This is a genomic window from Arthrobacter globiformis NBRC 12137, from assembly GCF_000238915.1.
Classification (GTDB): Bacteria; Actinomycetota; Actinomycetes; order Actinomycetales; family Micrococcaceae; genus Arthrobacter; species Arthrobacter globiformis.
The window spans coordinates 148,240-168,553 of the sequence record NZ_BAEG01000051.1; the positions used below are offsets into that span (position 1 = coordinate 148,240).

The 20,314-nt window shown below is 66.7% G+C and carries 17 protein-coding genes and 1 tRNA gene; 6 read left to right on the forward strand and 12 right to left on the reverse strand.

Going from position 1 to position 20,314, the window contains the following annotated elements:
* Window positions 1-66 precede the first annotated feature (66 nt).
* Window positions 67-1,458, reverse strand: coding sequence for a class II 3-deoxy-7-phosphoheptulonate synthase (locus tag ARGLB_RS09965; protein WP_003801783.1), 1,392 nt, complete (start codon window positions 1,456-1,458; stop codon window positions 67-69).
* 123 nt (window positions 1,459-1,581) lie between these two features.
* On the reverse strand, window positions 1,582-2,370 hold the full coding sequence (locus ARGLB_RS09970) for a lysophospholipid acyltransferase family protein (RefSeq protein ID WP_003801785.1): 789 nt from the start codon (window positions 2,368-2,370) through the stop codon (window positions 1,582-1,584).
* 110 nt (window positions 2,371-2,480) lie between these two features.
* Between ARGLB_RS09970 and ARGLB_RS09975 the strand changes: the two genes are divergently transcribed.
* Genes ARGLB_RS09975 through ARGLB_RS09985 form a run of 3 tightly spaced genes read left to right on the forward strand, consistent with a single transcriptional unit; the run spans window position 2,481 to window position 4,784 of the window.
* Complete coding sequence (locus ARGLB_RS09975) at window positions 2,481-3,269, forward strand: alpha/beta hydrolase (RefSeq protein ID WP_003801790.1); 789 nt, start codon at window positions 2,481-2,483, stop codon at window positions 3,267-3,269.
* The gene (locus ARGLB_RS09980) at window positions 3,266-4,078 is read left to right on the forward strand and encodes an alpha/beta hydrolase (RefSeq protein WP_003801792.1); all 813 of its coding nucleotides are present in this window, start codon (window positions 3,266-3,268) and stop codon (window positions 4,076-4,078) included. Before ARGLB_RS09975 ends, ARGLB_RS09980 begins: the two co-directional genes overlap by 4 nt.
* Entirely contained in the window at window positions 4,071-4,784 is a 714-nt protein-coding gene (locus ARGLB_RS09985) for a hypothetical protein (RefSeq protein ID WP_003801796.1), read from the forward strand. Before ARGLB_RS09980 ends, ARGLB_RS09985 begins: the two co-directional genes overlap by 8 nt.
* 25 nt (window positions 4,785-4,809) lie before the next feature.
* Here the strand turns inward: ARGLB_RS09985 and ARGLB_RS09990 are convergent, their stop codons facing one another.
* Window positions 4,810-5,955, reverse strand: a complete 1,146-nt coding sequence (locus ARGLB_RS09990) for an ROK family glucokinase (RefSeq protein ID WP_003801798.1) — start codon at window positions 5,953-5,955, stop codon at window positions 4,810-4,812.
* A gap of 194 nt (window positions 5,956-6,149) precedes the next feature.
* On the opposite strand from ARGLB_RS09990, the gene ARGLB_RS09995 reads away from it, so the two are divergent.
* Window positions 6,150-7,970, forward strand: coding sequence for an AMP-dependent synthetase/ligase (locus tag ARGLB_RS09995; RefSeq protein WP_003801799.1), 1,821 nt, complete (start codon window positions 6,150-6,152; stop codon window positions 7,968-7,970).
* Window positions 7,971-8,070: 100 nt separating this feature from the next.
* On the opposite strand, the gene ARGLB_RS10000 is transcribed toward ARGLB_RS09995, so the two are convergent.
* Together ARGLB_RS10000 and ARGLB_RS10005 are read right to left on the reverse strand one after the other, a co-directional pair.
* Entirely contained in the window at window positions 8,071-9,519 is a 1,449-nt protein-coding gene (locus ARGLB_RS10000; protein ID WP_003801801.1) for a MinD/ParA family ATP-binding protein, read from the reverse strand.
* A 196-nt stretch (window positions 9,520-9,715) separates the two neighbouring features.
* Entirely contained in the window at window positions 9,716-13,111 is a 3,396-nt protein-coding gene (locus tag ARGLB_RS10005) for a pyruvate carboxylase (protein WP_003801803.1), read from the reverse strand.
* Window positions 13,112-13,415: 304 nt separating this feature from the next.
* Between ARGLB_RS10005 and ARGLB_RS10010 the strand changes: the two genes are divergently transcribed.
* On the forward strand, window positions 13,416-14,237 hold the full coding sequence (locus ARGLB_RS10010; RefSeq protein WP_003801805.1) for a ParA family protein: 822 nt from the start codon (window positions 13,416-13,418) through the stop codon (window positions 14,235-14,237).
* Between the two features lie 96 nt (window positions 14,238-14,333).
* Here ARGLB_RS10010 and ARGLB_RS10015 read toward each other — a convergent pair whose 3' ends face one another.
* From ARGLB_RS10015 to gcvH, 5 genes are all read right to left on the reverse strand, one after another.
* Window positions 14,334-14,930: a MerR family transcriptional regulator gene (locus ARGLB_RS10015; protein ID WP_003801807.1), complete on the reverse strand. Its 597-nt coding sequence runs from the start codon at window positions 14,928-14,930 to the stop codon at window positions 14,334-14,336.
* Between the two features lie 252 nt (window positions 14,931-15,182).
* On the reverse strand, window positions 15,183-15,686 hold the full coding sequence (locus ARGLB_RS10020; protein ID WP_003801809.1) for a bifunctional nuclease family protein: 504 nt from the start codon (window positions 15,684-15,686) through the stop codon (window positions 15,183-15,185).
* Complete coding sequence (gene ftsR, locus ARGLB_RS10025; protein WP_043418625.1) at window positions 15,686-16,402, reverse strand: transcriptional regulator FtsR; 717 nt, start codon at window positions 16,400-16,402, stop codon at window positions 15,686-15,688. Before ftsR ends, ARGLB_RS10020 begins: the two co-directional genes overlap by 1 nt.
* A 22-nt stretch (window positions 16,403-16,424) precedes the next feature.
* Complete coding sequence (locus ARGLB_RS10030) at window positions 16,425-16,901, reverse strand: FHA domain-containing protein (RefSeq protein ID WP_003801812.1); 477 nt, start codon at window positions 16,899-16,901, stop codon at window positions 16,425-16,427.
* Window positions 16,902-17,047: 146 nt separating this feature from the next.
* Window positions 17,048-17,434: a glycine cleavage system protein GcvH gene (gene gcvH, locus ARGLB_RS10035; RefSeq protein ID WP_003801813.1), complete on the reverse strand. Its 387-nt coding sequence runs from the start codon at window positions 17,432-17,434 to the stop codon at window positions 17,048-17,050.
* A gap of 154 nt (window positions 17,435-17,588) precedes the next feature.
* Here gcvH and ARGLB_RS10040 point away from each other — a divergent pair, with 154 nt between their 5' ends.
* Entirely contained in the window at window positions 17,589-18,461 is an 873-nt protein-coding gene (locus ARGLB_RS10040) for an Fpg/Nei family DNA glycosylase (RefSeq protein ID WP_003801814.1), read from the forward strand.
* Between the two features lie 80 nt (window positions 18,462-18,541).
* Here ARGLB_RS10040 and ARGLB_RS10045 read toward each other — a convergent pair.
* Together ARGLB_RS10045 and der are read right to left on the reverse strand one after the other, a co-directional pair.
* Window positions 18,542-18,618, reverse strand: a tRNA-Pro gene (locus ARGLB_RS10045).
* A 140-nt stretch (window positions 18,619-18,758) separates the two neighbouring features.
* Window positions 18,759-20,309 (reverse strand): ribosome biogenesis GTPase Der, encoded by a 1,551-nt coding sequence (gene der / locus ARGLB_RS10050; RefSeq protein WP_003801817.1) that lies wholly within the window; start codon window positions 20,307-20,309, stop codon window positions 18,759-18,761.
* Window positions 20,310-20,314: the final 5 nt, after the last annotated feature.

Below are 20,314 nucleotides of genomic sequence, written 5' to 3' on the forward strand. Positions count from 1 at the left end.
AAACGAAAGACCGGCGCCGGGGCGCCTCAACTGCTCCCCGACGCCGGTCTTTCCTCGCCTTTGCTGTTAGCGGCGGGTGAGCGCGCCCGCCACGAGGAAGGCCATCTCCAGCGACTGCATGTGGTTCAGCCGGGGATCGCAGACCGACTCATAGCGGTCAAGGAAGGCTTCCTGGTCGATGGGGTCGGCACCGCCGAGGCATTCAGCCACGTCATCCCCGGTCATCTCGACGTGCAGGCCGCCCGGAACCGTCCCCAGGGCATGGTGCACTTCGAAGAACCCGCGCACCTCGTCAATGACGTCGTCGAAATTGCGGGTCTTGTAGCCGTTGGGCGAGGTGACGGTGTTGCCGTGCATCGGGTCCGTGACCCACAGGACCTGAGCACCGGAGGCGGTGACCTTTTCCACGAGGGACGGGAGCTTCTCGCGGATGTTGCCGGCACCCATGCGGGTAATGAACGTAAGCCTGCCGGGTTCACGCTCCGGATCCAGCTTGTCGATGAGACGCAGGGCATCGTCACCGGACGTAGACGGGCCCAGCTTGACGCCAATCGGGTTGCGGACCCGGGACAGGAAGTCCACGTGCGCGTGGTCCAGCTCGCGGGTACGCTCACCGATCCACAGGAAGTGGCCGGAGGTGCCGTAGGGCAGGCCGGTGCGGGAGTCGATGCGGGTCAGCGCACGCTCGTAGTCGAGCAGCAGCGCCTCATGGCTGGCAAAGAATTCAACCCGCTTGAGGGCCTCGAAGTCCGCGCCGCAGGACGCCATGAACTTGATGGCGCGGTCGATGTCGCGCGCGAGCGACTCGTAGCGGGCATGGGCAGGGTTCTCGGTGAACCCCTTGTTCCAGGTGTGCACCAGGCGGAGGTCCGCGAAGCCGCCCTGGGTGAAGGCCCGGATGAGGTTCAGCGTGGACGCGGAGGTGTGGTACGCGCGCAGCATGCGGCTGGCGTCGTGGGCCCGCGACTCGGGGGTGAAGTCGTATCCGTTCACGATGTCACCGCGGTATGCCGGCAGCGTCACGCCGTCCCGGGTCTCGTCGTTGGAGGAACGTGGCTTGGCGAACTGGCCGGCCATGCGCCCCATCTTGATGACGGGCATCGCCGCACCATAGGTCAGCACCACGGCCATCTGCAGGATCGTCTTTACGCGTGCGCTGATCTTGTCCGCCGTGGCACCTTCAAAGGTCTCGGCGCAGTCACCGCCTTGGAGCAGGAATGCCTTGCCCTGGGCTGCGGCGGCGAGACGCTCGCGGAGGATGTCCACTTCGCCGGCGAAAACGAGCGGCGGCAGCACCGACAGTTCCTTGACGGACGCGTTGAAGACCCCGGGGTCCTGCCAGCTCGGCTGCTGGGAGATGGGAAGATCCCGCCAGTTGTCGAGTCCCGGATAGTTGGCCGCACCGCTCTGTGAAGTGCTGGTCAGGGAAGAGGCAGGTTTTGCAGATAGCTCAGTCACATTACTAAGAGTAGTTGGCCTGACCGGCTCGGGACACCCGGACTGTCATGCGCCCGGGCAGGGCGTCACAGATGCAGGGCGTCACAGATGCGCAGCGCTAAAAGGTCAACGCGTCACAGCCTGCTAAGCCGACCGGGACGAACCGGCCTCCCCCGGCTCTTCGCCCGACTTCCCGGGCTCTTCGCCCGACTTCCCCGGCTCTTCGCTGCCCTTTCCGGGCTCTTCGCTCGACTTCCCCGCCAGCCTGAGCTTGACCACCGAGGCGTACTCGTCCACGTATTCCTGCCCGGAGAGCCGCATGAGCTCGTACATGATCTCGTCCGTGACGGACCGCTGGATCAGCCGGTCATCAGCCAGGCCTTCATACCTGCTGAAGTCCAGCGGTTTTCCAAAGATCATGCCGATCCTGCGGATGTTCGGCAGCCGCTTGCCGATGGGCTGGACTTTGTCCGTTCCGATCATCGCCACCGGGATGACCGGGACGCCGGCCTGGAGCGCCAGCCGCGCCACCCCCACCTTTCCGCGGTAAAGCCGCGAGTCGGGGCTGCGGGTGCCTTCGGGATAGATGCCCAGCAGTCCGCCGTGCGTCAGCACGTCCATGCCCGCCTCGAGTGAGGCCGCCGACGCCGCCCCGCCGGAGCGGTCCATGGGCAGCTGGTTGGTCAGGCGGAAGAACATGGCGGTCAGCCGGCCCTTGATTCCCGTGCCCGTGAAGTATTCGGACTTGGCCAGGAAAACGACAGGCCTCGGCACCATCAGCGGCATGAAGATCGAGTCCGAAAATGAGAGGTGGTTGGAGGCAATAATGGCTGCACCCTCGGACGGGATGTTGTCCAGTCCTTTGACCCATGGCCGGAAAAGAGTGCGGACCACCGGCCCCAGGAAGATCCGCTTCATGACCCAATAGAACACGTGTCTTACCTCTCCGGAAGGCTACCGCCGGGGCGTTCAGAGGGCCCGGCGGCACTGCAATGCAACCCTACTCTAGTGAGAATTGTCCGGAACAGTGACACGATGGATCCATGACAGAAAGCAGCGACCGGACAAGGCCCGCCGCTTTCAGCTACGCGGGACACGGCCCCAATGCACGGATCGGAATCGCGATTTCCCACGGCTTCACCGGCAGTCCCCTGAGCATCCTGCCGTGGGCCGAATACCTGGCCGGGCGCGGCTTCGCCGTCACTGTTCCACTGCTCCCCGGACACGGCACCAGCTGGCAGGACCTGGCCGGCACAGGATGGCGCGAGTGGCACGGCGCCTTCGAGCAGGCATATCTGGACCTGGCCGCAAAGACCGACGAGTGTTACGTGGCCGGCCTCTCCATGGGCGGTGCCATCGCCCTCCTCACCGCATCCCGCCACAGCGTCGCGGGCGTCGCCGTCGTCAATCCCGGCCTGAGCTTCTATGACCGGCGCGTCCGGATCATTGGCCTGCTGAAGTACATCCAAAGAACCACGGTGCCCATTGCCGAAGAGAATACGACGGCACCCCACACTGACGACGGGGACTACTCCCTGACGCCGCTGGCGGCGGTTCACCAGTTGAAGCGGCTCTTCGCTGCCGCCGCCCGCGGACTGCCGCGGATCACCGCCCCGGTGCTGGTCTTCAAGTCGGTCAACGACGCAGTCGTGCCCCCGAGCTCACTCAGCCTGATACGGAAGCGCCTCACCTCGGCAGCCCTCGACGTGGTGCCGCTCAGGAACAGCGGGCACGTGGCTACGCTGGACACGGACGCCCAGGAAATTTTCGAGTCCTCGGCGCGGTTTTTCCAGCTGCGTTCCCGAAGCCACATACCGTCGGAGAAGTCATGACCACAGTTCCCGATCACAGTCCGTTCAGCAGCGTCTTCTCCGGCGAGGGGCCGTCTATCGGCATTGCGCTGTCCCATGGGTTCACCGGCAGCCCGCACAGCCTCCGTATGTGGGCCCAGTCCTTTGCCGATGCCGGCTTTGCAGTCAGAATGCCCCTGCTTCCGGGCCACGGCACCACCTGGCAGGAGCTTTCCCGCAGCCGCTGGACGCAGTGGCATGAGGCGATGGACGACGCCTACCTGGAGCTCGAGTCCGAGTGCGACCTCGTGTTCGCCGCCGGCCTGTCCATGGGCGGCGCCCTGGCATTGCGCATCGCCGCGACCAGGCCTGTGGCCGGAGCGATTCTCGTCAACCCCGCGCTTGTCATCGATGACCGCCGGGCCCCGCTGGCCGGCATCCTCAAACTGGTCCTCAAGAGCACGCCGGCCATCGCCAACGACATACGGAAACAGGGCGTCGACGAGGGCGCATATTCCCGGACCCCTGTGGCGGCCGCCCACGAACTGAATAAGATGTTCAAGGACACGGTCCGTCTGCTGCCACGCATCACAGCGCCCGTGCGCGTGTTCCGCTCCGCTGTGGACCACGTTGTTTCCGATTCCAGCATCACGGCCCTGCGGCGCGGGCTTACCCACGCCCCACTGCAGCTCACGCGGCTGGACAACAGTTACCACGTGGCCACGCTGGACCACGACGCCGGCCAGATTTTCGGCGGCTCGGTGGACTTCATCCGCTCCGTGGTGGCAGACATCCGCCAGGAATCCGCCGACTCCGCGACAGCCAGCCAGAAGGGCGCCACCGATGAATAGGCCCGATTCGAATTCGTCCGATCCGAGTGCCAACCAGGACGACGCCGTCTGGCTTGACCTGGTGGCCAGGCTCCAGGGCGACGCCCCGGTTCCCGATGCGGACGTCGTTCCCGGCGACAGTGACTCCCCGGGCGCCGGGTCTTCCCGCCATCACGGCGGCCCCCGGCACAGCACGGCCACCAGTGACGACGCCGGCCCTGCACCGGAGGAAGGCCCTGCACCGGCAGAACAGGCGGACGGCTCCGGTCCGGAAAGCGCTGCAAGGCACTTTACCGACTTCGATCCCTTGGGCCTGGCGCCCCGGGCGCCCCGGGAACTGTCGGCCGCCGAGCGGCAGGAGGCTGCCGACCGGGAGAAAGCAGCCGGGCAGCCAGACTCCGCCGAGCCCGGACAGGCCGCCCGGGCCGGAGAGGGCGACGTTCGGGCCGGCGCGGGCGATCCGCGCGACTACAGCGTCGAGGACGACGACGGCGGGTTCGTCCCGGAGGAGCCCCCCAAGCTTTCGGCGACGGATCCGCTGACGATGCTGGCGTGGCTGGGCGCCGTGGGCGCTCCGGTTGCCCTGGTCCTGTCGTCCATGTTCTGGCGCTCCGCGCCGCTGCTGGCAATCCTCGGCATGGTGGCCGTCTTCATCGGGGCTGTGGTGTACCTGATCATGAAGCTGCCGCAGGAGAAAGACGAGAACGACGACGGCGCCCGGGTCTGACGCTTCCGTCAGCGGAGGATCGGGGTCAGCGGTGCGTACGGCTGCGGACCCGCGACAGGTCGGCAGCGCCGATCAGGCCGGCGTTGGGCCCAAGGGCCGCCAGGTCGATGTCGGCGGCCGGACGGAATCCGCGGCCGGTGAGGTTACGGGCAAAGGCCTTGCGCGCCGGAGCCACCAGTAGTTCGCCGGCCGCGCAAAGGCCGCCGCCGATCACGAACTTCCCGGGATCGAGGGCGGCGGCGAGGTTCGCCAGCCCCAGCCCGAGCCAGTTCCCGACGTCCTCCAGGAGTTCCCGGGAGGCGGCGTCGCCCGCGATCGCCAGTTCCGTCACCGTGGCTCCGGTGATGCGCTCGGCGCTTCCGTCCACGGCCTTGAGAAGTTCCTGGGCCACCGGCGAGTTCGCCAAGGCCAGTTCCCTGGCCTCCCGGCCAAGGGCATTGCCTGAGGCGTACTGTTCCCAGCAGCCGCGGTTGCCGCACTCGCAGCGGTGCCCGCCGGGCATGATGATCTGGTGGCCGAACTCCCCCGCCACGCCGAACCTGCCGCGTTCAACGTGCCCGTCCATCACCATGGCTCCGCCGATGCCGGTGCCAAGGGTGATGCAGACCAGCCGGTCCTGCCCCTGCCCGGCGCCAAAGCGCCACTCGGCCCAGGCCGCAGCGTCGGCGTCGTTAACCAGCATGACGGGGCGCCGCAGCAGGTGCTGCAGGTTTTCCCGCAGCGGTTCGTTCCGCCAGGCGAGGTGCGGGCTGAACAGCACCGTGCCGCCGTCGAGATCCATCCACCCGGCGGCGCCAATGCCCACCGATCTGATCCGGGCACCGGAGCTCAGCTCCTCGACGAGTTCGACGATGACGCGCTCCACCGCACGCGGATCGCTGCCGGGCGTGGACCGGCGCGCCTCGCGCAGGATGTGGCCCTCGGCGTCCACCACGCCGGCGGCAACTTTGGTGCCGCCAATATCAATGCCGATGGCGAGTCCCCGCCGGCCCAGCCGCAGCTGCTGCCGAAACAGCCGGTGGCCCGCCGGCTGGCCACCGTACGCCGACACCCGGGGCCGCGCCACTGGCCGCCGTAATGCCCCGCGCCGTGACGCCCATTCAGCGGGGAAGCCGCTCCGGCCGGAGTCTAGTAGCGGGGCTGGCTGGTCGTTGGGCGGGGTGGGCTGCATAGTCCCCCATTCTAGATGTCGCCGCAGAGCGTCTCCGCAGGTACGACGCACACACGACACGCCCGGCACACTGGCGCCCCGCACTTCTCCGCCGTAAAGTTACCGGCGGGTAAGCAGGATCTACCGGCCATCGCAGTGTGAGGTACTAAGGTTGGGGTTACCCGCTGCGGCCAACGGATATCAAAGGAGCTAACGTGCGCGAATTCAGCGTTCCGCCCTTGGCGAACGTCCCCCTGGACAGCAACATCACGGACCTTGTGCTGCGCCAAGCGGCTAAGTCATCCAACCCTGCCCTGTTTTCGCGCCTCGACTCCGCCGGCCAATGGCAGGACATCCGGGCCAAAGAGTTCCTGGCTGACGTGTCGGCCCTCGCCAAGGGGCTCATCGCCAGCGGCGTGGGCGCGGGCGACCGGGTGGGCATCATGTCCCGGACCCGTTATGAGTGGGCACTCATCGACTTCGCCATCTGGTTCGCAGGTGGCGTTTCCGTTCCCATCTACGAAACGTCGTCACCTTCCCAGGTCGCCTGGAACCTGGGTGACTCCGGTGCGGTCGCCGCATTCGGCGAATCGGACCACCACGAAAACGTCATCCGGCAGGCCGCTGCCACCGAAGGCCTCACGTCGCTGACCCACGTGTGGCAGCTGGAGGGGGACGGCCTCGACACCGTCCGTGCGGCCGGCGCCGCCGTCAGCGATGACGAGCTCGACGCCCGGCGGCGCTCCGCCGGGCTCCGTGACCTCGCCACCATCATCTACACCTCCGGCACCACCGGCCGGCCCAAGGGCTGCGAACTCACCCACGGAAACTTCGTGGAGCTGTCCGAGAACGCTCTGGCAACCTCGCTGAGCGGCGTTGTCAACGAGCAGTCCCGAACCATCATGTTCCTGCCGCTGGCGCATGTCTTCGCGCGCTTCATCTCGGTCCTGGCCGTGGCCGCCGGTGTCACCGTGGCACATACCCCCGACATCAAGCACCTGCTGCCCGATCTGCAGAGCTACAGGCCGACGTTCATCCTCGCCGTTCCGCGCGTGTTCGAAAAGGTGTACAACTCGGCCCTCACCAAGGCCGAGGACGGCGGCAAGGGTGCGATCTTCCACAAGGCCGCCGAAACCGCGATCGCCTACTCGCGTGCGCGGCAGGCAGGTGGCGCCGGCCTGGGCCTGAAGCTCAGGCACGCGGTCTTCGACAAACTCGTCTACGGCAAGCTCCGCGCCGCCATGGGCGGCGAGGTGGCGCATGCGGTGTCCGGCGGAGGCCCACTGGGCGAGCGTCTGGGCCACTTCTTCCAGGGCATCGGCCTGCAGATCCTGGAGGGCTACGGCCTCACCGAAACCACGGCACCTGTCAGCGTCAACACGCCGGAGCGGATCAAGATCGGCACCGTCGGCGTCCCGATTCCCGGCAACAGCGTCCGGATTGCCGACGACGGCGAGATCCTGGTCAAGGGCATCTGCGTCATGCAGGGGTACTACCAGCGCCCCGACCTGACTGAGGAGTCGTTCGCTGATGGCTGGTTCCGCACCGGGGACATCGGCCAGCTCGACGACGACGGCTACCTGCTGATTACCGGCCGGAAGAAGGAAATCATCGTCACCGCCGGCGGCAAGAACGTGGTTCCCGCACTGCTCGAGGACCAGATCCGGGCTGATGCGCTGGTGTCACAGGTGCTCGTGGTGGGTGACAACCGCCCGTTCATCGGCGCCCTGGTGACCCTCGATGAGGAAGCCCTCCCGGGCTGGCTGCAGCGCCACGGCCTGCCGGCGGACACGCCCCTGGGCGACGCCGCCAGCCATGCCGAGGTCAAGGCCGCCGTGCAGGAGCTCATCAACCAGGCCAACCAGTCGGTGTCGCAGGCGGAGGCGATCAAGTCCTTCCGGATCGTGCCGAGCGACTTCACCGAGGCCTCCGGCCACCTGACCCCGTCCATGAAGGTCAAGCGCGCCCAGGTCATGAAGGACTTCGAAGCGGTGATCGATGACATGTACACGTCGCCGAAGCCCAGCCGCACCTAGCCGAGGGCTCGGTCCACCTCCGGAGTTTTTGTCCGCTTGTCGCGGCTTCCAGGGCCTCCGGAGGCCAATAAGTGTCCAAAAACTCCCGCCGCGGGGGGGCTCAGGCCTGCTGCAGCTCGTCCACTACCAGCGCGGCCAACTCCACGGCCGCGGCGCGGGTGGCGGGTTTCAGCTGGCCGAGGCGGATCCGTGAGCCTTCCGCCAGGTGCCGGTCGTGCGGAATACGCACCACATTCTTGACCCGGGACAGGAAGTGCTGCTCGATTTCGTCGATGTTGACCAGGGTGCGGTCGCCGGCGGCCATATTGATGACCACGGTGGCCTTGGCGACGAGATCCTGGCGGCCATGGGCTTCAAGCCAGGACAGCGTTTCGGACGCCAGCCGGGCCTCGTCCACGCTTCCGCCCGACACTAGTACCACGGCGTCGGCCTTTTCCAGCGTGCCCTTCATGACCGAGTGCACCATGCCGGTGCCTGAGTCGGTCAGCACGATCGAGTAGTACCGGCCCAGGATGTCGGTGACGGCGCGGTAGTCGGCGTCGTCGAAGGCGTGGGCCACCATGGGATCTGTGTCGGAGGCGAGAACATCGAGGCGCGAACCGTCGCGCGCGGTGTAATTGGACAGCTGTGCGAACGAGTTCACGGTGAACCTGTCCTTCACCAGCTGGCGGGCCGTGAAATCAGCCCGGCCCGGGGAACGGTCCGAGAGTGTGCCCCGGTCCGGGTTGGCGTCCATCGCGATGACCCGGTCCTCACGCAGCTCCGCCAGCACCATACCGAGGAGAGTGGTGACGGTGGTCTTGCCCACCCCGCCCTTGCGCGAGAGCACCGGCACGTACCGGGTCCGCTCCCCCAGCCGCAGGGCGATGCGGTGCTCCATTGCCCGCTGGATGCGGACCTGGTCCGAGTCGCCCAGGTTCACGTAGCCCAGGGTCATTTGGTACAGCCATCGGCGCCAGCCCGAGACCGGTGCGGCGGCGGACCTGGTGAGGAGACGGTCGGCGGTCAGGGCGGCAGCCGGCTCAGGCCCCTCGGGGCGTTCGCGGCGCCCAGGGAGATCCCTGGCTTCTTCAGCCGGCGCCGGTTCGGCGGCGACAGCCACGCCGGCTGCTGAATCTGCGCCGGCGTGCTCCGTGCCCGCGGCTGCTGGACCTGCTGCGTCCTGGCCCCCGGCCCTGACATCCCCTGGGGTGACATCCGCAGCGTTGACGCCCGCCATGTTGACTCCCGCCGTGCTGACGCCGTCGGGACCCGCCGTGACGACGGGCATCGCCACCGGCGCAATTCCCTGCTGCACCACGCCGCCGACTGCCGAGAGCGACCCGGCGGAGGTGCGGTCCTGGGCGTCGGAAACAGTCACCACGCTGATGTCCCCTGTCGGCGCGACGCTGGCGGCGTCGGAGCGGGCCACGCCGGCGTCGGACGGAGCCACGTCCGCAGCGTCCGCCGGGGACACGCCGCCGGGACGGGTGCCACCCTCCCCCGCAACATCGACGACGGGGGGCCTGTCGGGGCGCGGCCCGGGCTTGGGCGTATTGGTCTGCGTCATGGCTTCCGCTCTGTCTTGTACTGGCTTCCGGTGAAGTTCCGGGCTGCCGGTGTGGTTCGGAAATGGCTGTGGGGGCGGCTTGGCGCCGTCCCCACAACCTTTTTCTGTTTTCCACCCTACCTGCAGGGCGGCCGCTGGCCACCCTGCAGGCTAGTCAGCGGTCATTCTGCCCGCCGGGCAGCTGCCCAACAGTCGCCTACTCGACGACGATCAGCAGGTCACCGCCCTGTACCTGTTCCACAGCGGAAATGGCCAGCCGCGTCACCTTGCCGCCCACCGGCGTCGTGATGGATGCCTCCATCTTCATGGCCTCGATGGTGGCAATGGTGTCGCCTGCGTTGACGGTGTCGCCCGCCTTGACGGTGACCGTCACGGCACCCGCGAAGGGAGCGGCGACGTGGCCCGGGATGGACGGGTCCGCCTTCTCTGCCGTCTTCACGTTGCTGACGACGGACTTGTCGCGCACCGAGACCGGGCGGGACTGGCCGTTCAGCGTGCACATGACCGTGCGCATGCCCTTCTCGTCGGGCTCGGACACGGCTTCCAGGGACGCGATGAGGCGCACACCCTTTTCGAGCTGGATTACGTGCTCCTCGCCGCGCTGCAGGCCGTAGAGGTAGTCACGGGTGTCCAGGACCGAAACGTTGCCGTACATCTCCCTGCTCTTGAGGTAGTCCTTGGTGGGACCGGCGAAGAGCAGCCGGTTCAGCGTCTGCTGGCGGGTCTTGGAGTCGCCGCGGAGAGCGGCGCTGTCCTCGGCACTCAGCTCGGCATCGCGCACCTTGATGCTTCGGCCCTGGAGGGCCTTGGTGCGGAACGGTTCCGGCCAGCCTCCGGGAGGATCGCCAAGCTCACCGGACAGGAACCCGATGACGGAGTCCGGGATGTCGTAGTTCTGCGGGTTCTCGTTGAAGTCGGCCGGGTCTGCGTTCAGGCCCACGAGGTGCAGAGCGAGGTCGCCCACCACCTTGGACGACGGGGTCACCTTGACCAGGTGGCCAAGGATCCGGTCGGCTGCGGTGTACATGTCCTCGATCGCCTCGAAGCGCTCGCCCAGGCCCAGCGCGATGGCCTGCTGGCGGAGGTTGGACAGCTGCCCGCCCGGGATTTCGTGCTGGTATACGCGGCCGGTCGGGCCCGGCAGGCCCGACTCGAAGGGAGCGTAGACCCTGCGAACGGCTTCCCAGTACGGCTCGAGTGAGCTGACGGCGGCCAGGCTGAGCCCGGTGTCACGTTCAGTGTGGGCCAGGGCGGCAACCAGGGCCGACGCCGACGGCTGGCTCGTGGTGCCGGCAAGGGATGCCGAGGCGACGTCAACGGCGTCGACGCCTGCCTCGACTGCCGAGAGCAGGGTGGCGAGCTGGCCGCCCGCGGTGTCGTGGGTGTGCAGGTGGACCGGGAGGTCAAAGCGTTCCCGCAGTGCCGAGACGAGCTTCGCGGCGGCTGCCGGACGCAGCAGGCCTGCCATGTCCTTGATGGCCAGGATGTGGGCGCCGGCTTCGACGATCTTGTCCGCCAGGCCCAGGTAGTAGTCCAGCGTGTAGAGCGTTTCGTCCGGGTCCAGCATGTCCCCCGTGTAGCACAGTGCCACCTCGGCGACGGCGGTGCCGGTGGCCCGGACGGCGCGGATGGCAGGTGCCATCTGGCTGACGTCGTTCAGTGCATCGAAGATGCGGAAGATGTCGATGCCCGTGGCCGCTGCCTCGTTGACGAAGGCCTCCGTCACTTCCTCGGGGTACGGGGTGTAGCCCACGGTGTTCCGGCCGCGGAGCAGCATCTGCAGGCAGACGTTCGGCAGGGCCTTGCGCAGCGCGGCGAGCCGGTCCCAGGGATCCTCGCCGAGGAACCGCAGGGCGACATCGTAGGTAGCGCCGCCCCAGGCCTCAACGGACAGGAGATCCGGCAGGAGGGTGGAGACCGCGGGTGCGGCGGCCAGCAGGTCCCTGGTGCGGACGCGGGTGGCCAGCAGGGACTGGTGGGCGTCGCGGAACGTGGTGTCCGTGACGGCGACGGCCGTCTGCTCGCGCAGCGCCTTGGCGAAGCCCTCCGGCCCGAGTTCCAGCAGCCGCTGGCGGGAGCCGGGGCGGGCTTCGATGCCCTTGACTGAGGGGAGCTTGTCCGCCGGGTCGCTGTGGACCGGAAGTTCGCCGTTCGGCTTGTTCACAGTGACCTCGGCGAGCCACGTCAGCAGCTTGGTGCCGCGGTCGGCGGAGACGCGCGCCTTCAGCAGTTCGGGCCGCTCGTCGATGAAGGACGTGGCCACGTTGCCTGCGATGAAGTCGGCGTCATCCAGGACGGCCTGCAGGAAGGAGATGTTGGTGGAGACACCGCGGATACGGAATTCCGCCAGTGCGCGGCGAGCCCTGGCAACAGCGGCGGGGTAGTCCCGGCCGCGGCAGGTGAGCTTTACCAGCATCGAGTCGAAGTGCGGGCTGATCTCGGCACCCGAGTAGACGGTACCGCCGTCGAGCCTTACGCCGGCACCGCCGGCGGAGCGGTAGCCGGTGATCTTTCCGACGTCGGGCCGGAAACCGTTGGCCGGGTCCTCGGTGGTAATGCGGCTCTGCAGCGCGGCGCCCTTGAGGAAGACCGTTTCCTGGGACAGGCCCAGGTCAGCCAGGGTCTCGCCGGCGGCGATGCGCATCTGCGCCTGGACGAGGTCGACGTCGGTGACCTCTTCCGTGACGGTGTGCTCCACCTGGATGCGGGGGTTCATTTCGATGAAGACGTGCTGGCCGGCGCGTTCGCCCACGGTGTCCACCAGGAACTCGACCGTTCCGGCGTTGACGTAGTTCAGGGCCTTGGCGAACTTCACGGCGTCCCGGTACAGGGCCTGGCGGATGCCTTCGTCCAGGTTGGGGGCCGGGGCGATCTCGATGACCTTCTGGTGGCGGCGCTGGATGGAACAGTCACGCTCGAAGAGGTGCATGACGTTGCCCTCGGCGTCGGCCAGGATCTGGACCTCGATGTGGCGCGGGCGCAGCACGGCCTGCTCAAGGAACATGGTGGGGTCACCGAAGGCCGCGTCGGCTTCGCGCATGGCGGACTGCAGCGCCTCCGGCAGGGCCTCGCGGGTGTCGACGCGGCGCATGCCGCGCCCGCCGCCGCCTGCCACGGCCTTGGCAAAGATGGGGAAACCGATCTCATCCGCAGCGGCGAGAAGCTCGTCGAGGTCCTTCGACGGCGCACTCGACTTCAGCACGGGAACGCCGGCCTTGCGGGCGGCCTCCAGAGCTGCCACCTTGTTGCCGGCGAGTTCCAGGACCTCTGCGGGCGGACCCACGAAGGTGATGCCTGCGGCCTTGGCGGCACGCGCAAGGTCGGGGTTCTCAGAGAGGAAGCCGTAACCGGGGTAGATGGCGTCCGCGCCGGACTCCTTGGCAACGCGAACCACCTCGTCAACGTCCAGGTAGGCGCGGACGGGGTGTCCCTCTTCGCCAATCAGATACGCCTCATCGGCCTTCTGGCGGTGGATCGAGTTACGGTCCTCATTGGGGAACACAGCGACTGTCTTGGCGCCCAGTTCGTAGCCAGCGCGGAAAGCACGGATTGCGATTTCTCCGCGGTTGGCCACCAGAATCTTGGAAAACATACTTCTCCTGCATCATTGCGGGTGGTATCGGTAAGTGGTCACAGTGTGTAAGACGGGCCGGAGGAAACACAAATCATTGTGTCTACCATCACAGAATTATCCGTCATGTCCGGGCCATATTCACTGCCGGGCCTGTAATTACTGCGAGGCATGCCCGGATCCCGATAAGAAGGGATTCGGGCCGAGGTCAACATATGATGAATGGGGCGGCGGAAGCCTGCCCCTGTTCCTGCAGCACCATCGGGCAGCACCGGAACGGAACGTACCCCAACACGGCAACCGGCGTTAGGTATTGGTTTATCAAGTGCAAGTAGTCAGCATCAGCAGCCTCAAGGGCGGTGTCGGCAAGACATCCGTGACAACCGGACTGGCGTCTGCGGCACTGGCCGCAGGCATCCCAACCCTCGTAGTTGACCTCGATCCCCATGCCGACGCCAGCACAGCCCTCGGGGTGCAGCCCAGCGACAAGCTGGACATCGGCAGAATGCTGAAAAATCCGCGCAAGGCCAAGATCGCCGAGAACGTTGTGCCCAGCGGCTGGATCAGCCGGGCAGCCACCAATGGTTCAGGCCCAACGGTGCTCGATGTCGCCGTCGGGTCCGCGTACACCGGGATCTACGACCGGCCCGACCTCGGCAAGCGCGATCTGCGCAGGCTGTCCGCGGTGCTCGCCGGTGCGGACGCCTATGAACTCATCCTGGTGGACTGCCCGCCGTCCCTGAACGGGCTCACCCGCATGGCCTGGTCCGCCAGCAACAAGGTGGCCCTGGTGGCCGAGCCCGGGCTATTCTCCGTCGCCGGTACCGAACGCACCATGCGGGCCATCCAGCTGTTCCGGCAGGAATTCGCACCGAACCTCTCCCCGGCCGGCATTGTGGCCAACCGGGTGCGCTCCGGATCCTCCGAGCACGCTTTCCGGCTTGCCGAGATGCAGGCCATGTTCGGTGACCTCCTGCTGGCCCCACACATCCCGGAGCAGGCCAACTGGCAGCAGATCCAGGGCGCAGCACATTCCGTCCACCACTGGCCCGGCGACTCCGCCAAGGCCGCGGCAGGGCTCTACGACTCACTGCTCGAAAATCTTATGGCCGCCAACAAGACCAGCCGCAGCCGGGTGGCCCGCTAGCAGCGTGGTTTGCTCCCAGCCACGATCCCGCTGACTGCAGAAGGCCGCCTCCCCGACGGGAGGCGGCCTTCTGCGTAAATCTCGCGGCTGCCGCCGCTAGCCGATCTTGCGGGCGGCGCGGCGCTTGCTGAGTTCGTCGTCCGGGAACGTCTGTTCGCCGGCGTGCTCGCTGGGCAGCGAGGCGAGGCTTCCCTCGACTTCGCGCCACACGCGGCCCACGGCGATGCCAAACACGCCCTGGCCGCCCTGCACGAGATCGATGACCTCGTCCGCGGAGGTACATTCGTAGACGCTGGCGCCATCGCTCATGAGCGTGATCTGGGCCAGGTCCTCGACACCGCGTTCACGGAGGTGCTCCACGGCGCTGCGGATCTGCTGCAGCGATACCCCGGTGTCCAGCAGGCGCTTGACCACTTTCAGGACCAGGATGTCGCGGAAACCGTAGAGCCGTTGGGAGCCGGAACCTGCTGCGCCGCGGACTGCAGGCTCCACCAGGCCGGTGCGGGCCCAGTAGTCGAGCTGCCGGTAGGTGATCCCGGCCGCCTTACAGGCCGTGGGCCCGCGGTAGCCGGCGTCCTCGTCCAGAACGGGGAGATCCTCAGTGAAGAGAAGGCCCTGAGCACCGCTTGCGGGCACGGCAACGCCGGCCGTCGAGGGTTGCTTCAGCTCGCCTGCTTCGCCTTTCGGACTCACGTGGATCCTCCTTGTCATGAGCTCCCCTGAGGAAGTTGCCGCAACAGCTGCTACGCGCATGAAGTCCGGAAGAAATTCACGCTTGTAATTCGGCCGGAGTAGCACTTTCCAGTGTGACTTGCGCCGCTGTCGTATGCAATGGGAACTTGGTACCTTCGACGTTAGGCCTGCCGCGGCCCAAGGTCAAAGACGTTCGCTTGATTATCGGGGCGTGTCGAAAGTTTCAGCCTTAACTTTAACCTTAACGTGACCTTAGCCGTCGAAATCCTCGGGTTCGACGTCGTCAAGGAACTCCCGGAACCGGCGCAGCTCGCGCTCTTCCTCCACCGTGGGGCCGGGCTCAGTGTCCTCGCCTTCGTCGTGCTCGGTGATGCGCACGCCGGCCTCGTCCATGACAGAGTCGGCGCACCAGATCCGGCACTTGGCGCGCAGTGCGATGGCCAGCGCATCGGATGCCCTTGAGCTCACCGTGGCCCCGTTCTCGAACTGGAGCTGGCCGTAGAAGATGTTGTCCTCCACGGCCACGATGTTCACGCTGACCACGGAATGCCCGAGCGTCTCCACGACGTCAACCAGGAGGTCGTGGGTCATGGGCCGCGGCGGCACCACGCCCTGCTGGGCCAGCGCAATGGCACTTGCCTCGGGTGTCCCGATCCAGATGGGAACGTGCCGTTCTCCGTGCATCTCGCGGAGCAGAACCAGGGGCTGGTTTGAAGGCAGTTCGATGCGGACGCCCACAATCTCGACTTCGATCATCAGATTTCCATCCGCGAGATACGGTCCTGCACGAGGGCCCGGTGCAGGGTGAGGCAGAGGTCGCTGATTTCCCGGGCGGCTTCCGCCGCGCGGGCCTGCGATGCAGCGTCCCGTCGCGAGGTCAGGGTGGCCACGGCCCGTTCAACGAGTCCGAATTCGCGCTCCGCGGCTGCCTGGAAGGGCCGGAGGTGCCGTGGCTCCAGGCCGTGACTCTCCAGCTGGACGCAGGCGCGCGCCACCTGGAGGGCGTGCTCGTCAAATTTGCCGTCAGTGTGCCCGATGAGGCCGAAGCTGAGCAGGGACTGCAGGAGCGGCACGCTGGCCCCCGACTCCGCGCGCAGCTGTTCCTCGCTGAGCCTGCGTGCTTTGTTCTGGAGTTCCGCGGCGAGCTCGTCCGAGACGATCCGCGGGGAGACGGTAACCCCGGGCGGAAGGTTCTCGGGCCGTTCGCCCCTGTCGATGGCGTCAAGGTAGTCCTTGATGACCTTCAGCGGCAGGTACTGGTCGCGCTGGAGAGACAGGACGAAGCGGAGCCGTTCGACGTCGCTGTCGGAGTACTGCCGGTAGCCCGCGGGGGTACGCCGGGGATTGATGAGTCCTTTTTCCTCAAGGAACCTGATTTTCGACGCCGTCATGCTCGGAAAGTCATCGCTCAGCTGAGCGAGCACTTCCCCGATGTTCAGGACCAGTGGTCCCCGGCGCTCCGGTTGTGCCATTGCCACAGGCAGCCGCTCCGAATCAGACGCGTCCTGCTGCGCGGGCAGGGCTCAGGTAGAAGGTGAGACGGAACTTGCCAATCTGGACTTCGTTTCCGGACCTCAGTTCCACGCTGTCCACGCGGTCATGGTTGACATAGGTGCCGTTCAGGCTTCCGGTGTCCACCACCTCGAAGCTCCGCGGTGTGCGCCGGAACTCGACGTGGCGGCGGGAGACCGTCACGTCGTCGAGGAAAATGTCAGCATCCGGGTGCCGCCCGGCCGTGGTGACATCAGAGTCAAGGAGGAACCGGGCACCCGAGTTCGGCCCGCTGTGGGCCACGAGCAGGGCGGAGCCGGAGGGCAGTGCCTCGACGGCAGAGCGTTCCTCCGGGGAGAGCTTGGGTACGATCGTTGGCTCGTCATGAACCGGAGTGAGGTTGATCGAGGTGGTTTCCGAGGCCCTGCCCGCACCCGTGCCGTAATCGCCGTTGGTGTGGTTCTGTTCGCCGCCAACCATGGATTCCTCCTCCTTCGTTGCAGATGTCCCCCTGCAATCAACGCGTACCGTCCGGAGCTGCCTGGCAGCTCCGGTGTGCCGCCCGCCGTCCGGCCATTGGGGTCCATTGCTGGACTCCGGTGGCCGGGCTGCGGGACTGGTTAGCTTTAGCCTACCTGTTGTTCGTACTCCGATGCACTGAGCAGGGAATCCACTGCATCAGGTTCGGCGAGCTTGACTTCGATGAGCCAGCCGTCGCCGTACGGATCGGAGTTAATGAGCGCTGAATCGCTGTCGAGCGCCTCGTTGCGGGCCACGATCTCGCCGGAGACAGGCGCGTAAATGTCGCTGACGCTCTTGGTGGATTCAACCTCCCCCACGACGTCGTTTGCCTTAACAGTGGTACCAACTTCAGGCATCTGGGCGTAGACGACATCCCCGAGGGCGTCCTGGGCGAAGTCGGTGATCCCCACGCGGACCACGCCATCGGCATTCGGTGCGGTCACCCATTCGTGTTCGGCGGTGTAGGACAGATCAGAGGGAATGTTGCTCATCAGGGGCCTTTCATCGGGTCAATCACCAATGTCAACGGAGGCGTAGGGAACAGCCACCGGTTGAAAGTATATGCACAACTCCCTGGCCGCCGGATGTGCCATGATGCCCCGCGGAAACCGCCCGATCCGGCATCCCGTATGGCAAAGTGGTGCCATGCCGGAACTACCCGAGGTGGCCGCACTGAGCACGTTCCTCGACACGCGGCTGCGCGGCGCGGTGCTGGAGAAGCTGCAGATCCTGTCCGTAGCCGTGCTCAAGACGGCCGACCCGCCCTACACGGCGTTGGCGGGCCGAACCATCAGCGGCGTGGAGCGGTTCGGGAAGTTCGTCAGCATCAGCGCCGACGGCCTGTATTTTGTCTTCCACCTCGCCAGGGCGGGCTGGGTCCGCTATACCGAAAAGCCCTCGCCCGATCCGCTCAGGCCCGGCAAGGGTCCCATCGCGGCCCGCCTGCTCCTCACCGGAGCGGACGGCGGGAAGATGGGCATCGACCTGACCGAGGCGGGCACCAAGAAGGGCCTGGCAATCTACGTGGTGTCAAAACCGGGCGACGTTCACGGCATCGCCGAGCTCGGCCCGGACCCACTGGCGCCGGCCTTCAGCCGGGAGATGTTCGCCGAGATCCTCGCCGGGCACGCGCACCAGATCAAGGGTGTCCTCCGGAGCCAGAGTGTCATTGCCGGCATAGGTAATGCGTACAGCGATGAAATCCTGCACGCGGCGAAAATTTCCCCGTTCGCGATGGCCAATTCCCTGGAACCGGCGAAGGTCGGGATCCTGTTCGACGCCATCCACACCGTCCTGGGAGCCGCAGTGGCACAGGCCCAGGGGAAGGCGCCCGCCGACCTCAAGGATGCGAAACGGAGCGGCATGAATGTGCATGGCCGCGCCGGCCAGCCCTGCCCGGTATGCGGCGACACAGTCCGGGAGGTGTCCTTCGCGGACACTGCGCTGCAGTACTGCCCCACCTGCCAAACCAACGGCAAGATCCTGGCCGACCGCAGAACGTCCCGCTTCCTCAAGTAGCGCGTGCCGCCGTCGGGCGGCAACAAAAAACGGGCAACAAAAAACCCCGCCAACCCGGTTGGGTTGGCGGGGTTTTGTTGTGGTCGGGCTGACAGGATTTGAACCTGCGACCCCTTGACCCCCAGTCAAGTGCGCTACCAAGCTGCGCTACAGCCCGTCAGTTCCGCCGTTCTCCGCTTCGGTGATCATTCCAAAGAATTTCACCTAAGCAGTCCGGCCGAACCACCTAGAAGAGCTTACACGATTCCGGAGGGTGCCAGTGACACTTTCCGGCATTCGCCGCCCGGTGTGTCGTAATTAACGCTTCTTGCCACGCTTTTCACGCACACGCATGCTGACTTCGATGGGCGTTCCCTCGAAGCCAAACGTTTCCCGCAGGCGGCGGGTGATGAACCGGCGGTAGCCCGGGTCCAGGAACCCCGTGGTGAACAGGACGAACTTCGGGGGCCGGCTGGACGCCTGCGTGCCGAAGAGGATGCGGGGCTGCTTGCCGCCGCGGACCGGGTGCGGGTGGGCCGCCACCAGCTCGCCCAGGAAGGCGTTGAGCCGTCCGGTCGGAATGCGCCTGTCCCAGTTTTCCAGCGCCAGTTCCAGCGCCGGCACCAGGCGGTCCTTGTGCCAGCCGGTCTTGGCGGAAATGTTGACGCGCGGTGCCCACTCCACGTGCGCCAGGTCCTGTTCGATTTCGCGTTCCAGGTACCGGCGGCGTTCGTCGTCCAGCAGGTCCCACTTGTTGAACGCGAGCACCAGGGCGCGCCCCGATTCGATGGCCAGCTGCAGGATGCGGACATCCTGTTCGCTGAGCACCTCGTCAACAGCCAGGAGAACGACGGCGACCTCCGCCTTTTCCAGCGCGCTCTGGGTCCTGAGGGAGGCATAGAAATCGGCGCCCTGTGCCATGTGCTGGCGCCGGCGGATGCCGGCGGTGTCCACGAAACGCCAGGTCTGGCCGCCGAGCTCGATGAATTCGTCAACGGGGTCTCGCGTGGTGCCGGCGGTGTTGTCCACCACCACACGCTCGGAGCCGGCCAGCTTGTTCAGCAGGGAGGACTTGCCGACGTTGGGACGTCCGATCAGGGCGATCCGGCGGGGGCCGCCGGAGCGTTCAACGCCCTCGACGGTGGAGAATTCCGGCAGGGTGTCCATGACGTGGTCCAGCAGGTCGGCGACGCCGCGGCCGTGCAGCGCGGAGACGGGGTACGGCTCGCCGAAGCCCAGGCCCCACAGGACTGCCGAGTCGGCTTCCTGCGCAAAGTCGTCCACCTTGTTGGCCACGAGGATGACAGGCTTCTTGCTCCGCCGGAGCATCTTCATGACAGCCTCGTCGGTGGCGGTTGCGCCTACGGCAGAGTCAACGACGAACAGCACGGCGTCAGCGAGCTCGACTGCCATTTCGGCCTGTTCCGCCACCCGGGCGTGGATGCCGCGGGCATCGTGCTCCCAGCCGCCGGTGTCCACCAGGGTAAAGTTCCGGCCGTTCCAGTTCGCCGAATACATCACGCGGTCACGCGTCACGCCGGGGGTGTCCTCCACGACCGCCTCGCGGCGGCCGAGGATGCGGTTGACGAGGGTTGACTTGCCGACGTTCGGGCGGCCGATGATGGCGAGCACGGGGTCCAGCTTGAGCGGGCCCTCAAGCTCGTCCTCGTCGTGCAGGCCGCTGAGGAGCGCGGCGTCTTCCTCGTCGAGTTCGTAGTCGTCCAGTCCGGCGCGGAGGGAGGCGGCGCGAAGCTCGGCCTCGTCGTCGTCCAGGGCTGCCAGATGTTCAGCCACCTGGTCCGTGCCGGTGGGCGTGTATTCGTCTTCGCCGGCGCCGGAGTGGCCGGAAGTTTGAGTCGTATCGCTCATTGCAC

What these genes read in the sequence shown, in the direction of transcription:
- ARGLB_RS09975 (WP_003801790.1), top strand. Translation starts at nt 2,481, where the DNA reads ATGACAGAAAGCAGCGACCGGACAAGGCCCGCCGCTTTCAGCTACGCG.
- ARGLB_RS09980 (WP_003801792.1), top strand. Translation starts at nt 3,266, where the DNA reads ATGACCACAGTTCCCGATCACAGTCCGTTCAGCAGCGTCTTCTCCGGC.
- ARGLB_RS09985 (WP_003801796.1), top strand. Translation starts at nt 4,071, where the DNA reads ATGAATAGGCCCGATTCGAATTCGTCCGATCCGAGTGCCAACCAGGAC.
- ARGLB_RS09990 (WP_003801798.1), bottom strand. Translation starts at nt 5,955, where the DNA reads ATGCAGCCCACCCCGCCCAACGACCAGCCAGCCCCGCTACTAGACTCC.
- ARGLB_RS10000 (WP_003801801.1), bottom strand. Translation starts at nt 9,519, where the DNA reads ATGACGCAGACCAATACGCCCAAGCCCGGGCCGCGCCCCGACAGGCCC.
- ARGLB_RS10005 (WP_003801803.1), bottom strand. Translation starts at nt 13,111, where the DNA reads ATGTTTTCCAAGATTCTGGTGGCCAACCGCGGAGAAATCGCAATCCGT.
- ARGLB_RS10020 (WP_003801809.1), bottom strand. Translation starts at nt 15,686, where the DNA reads ATGATCGAAGTCGAGATTGTGGGCGTCCGCATCGAACTGCCTTCAAAC.
- ftsR (WP_043418625.1), bottom strand. Translation starts at nt 16,402, where the DNA reads ATGGCACAACCGGAGCGCCGGGGACCACTGGTCCTGAACATCGGGGAA.
- ARGLB_RS10030 (WP_003801812.1), bottom strand. Translation starts at nt 16,901, where the DNA reads ATGGTTGGCGGCGAACAGAACCACACCAACGGCGATTACGGCACGGGT.
- gcvH (WP_003801813.1), bottom strand. Translation starts at nt 17,434, where the DNA reads ATGAGCAACATTCCCTCTGATCTGTCCTACACCGCCGAACACGAATGG.
- ARGLB_RS10040 (WP_003801814.1), top strand. Translation starts at nt 17,589, where the DNA reads ATGCCGGAACTACCCGAGGTGGCCGCACTGAGCACGTTCCTCGACACG.
- der (WP_003801817.1), bottom strand. Translation starts at nt 20,309, where the DNA reads ATGAGCGATACGACTCAAACTTCCGGCCACTCCGGCGCCGGCGAAGAC.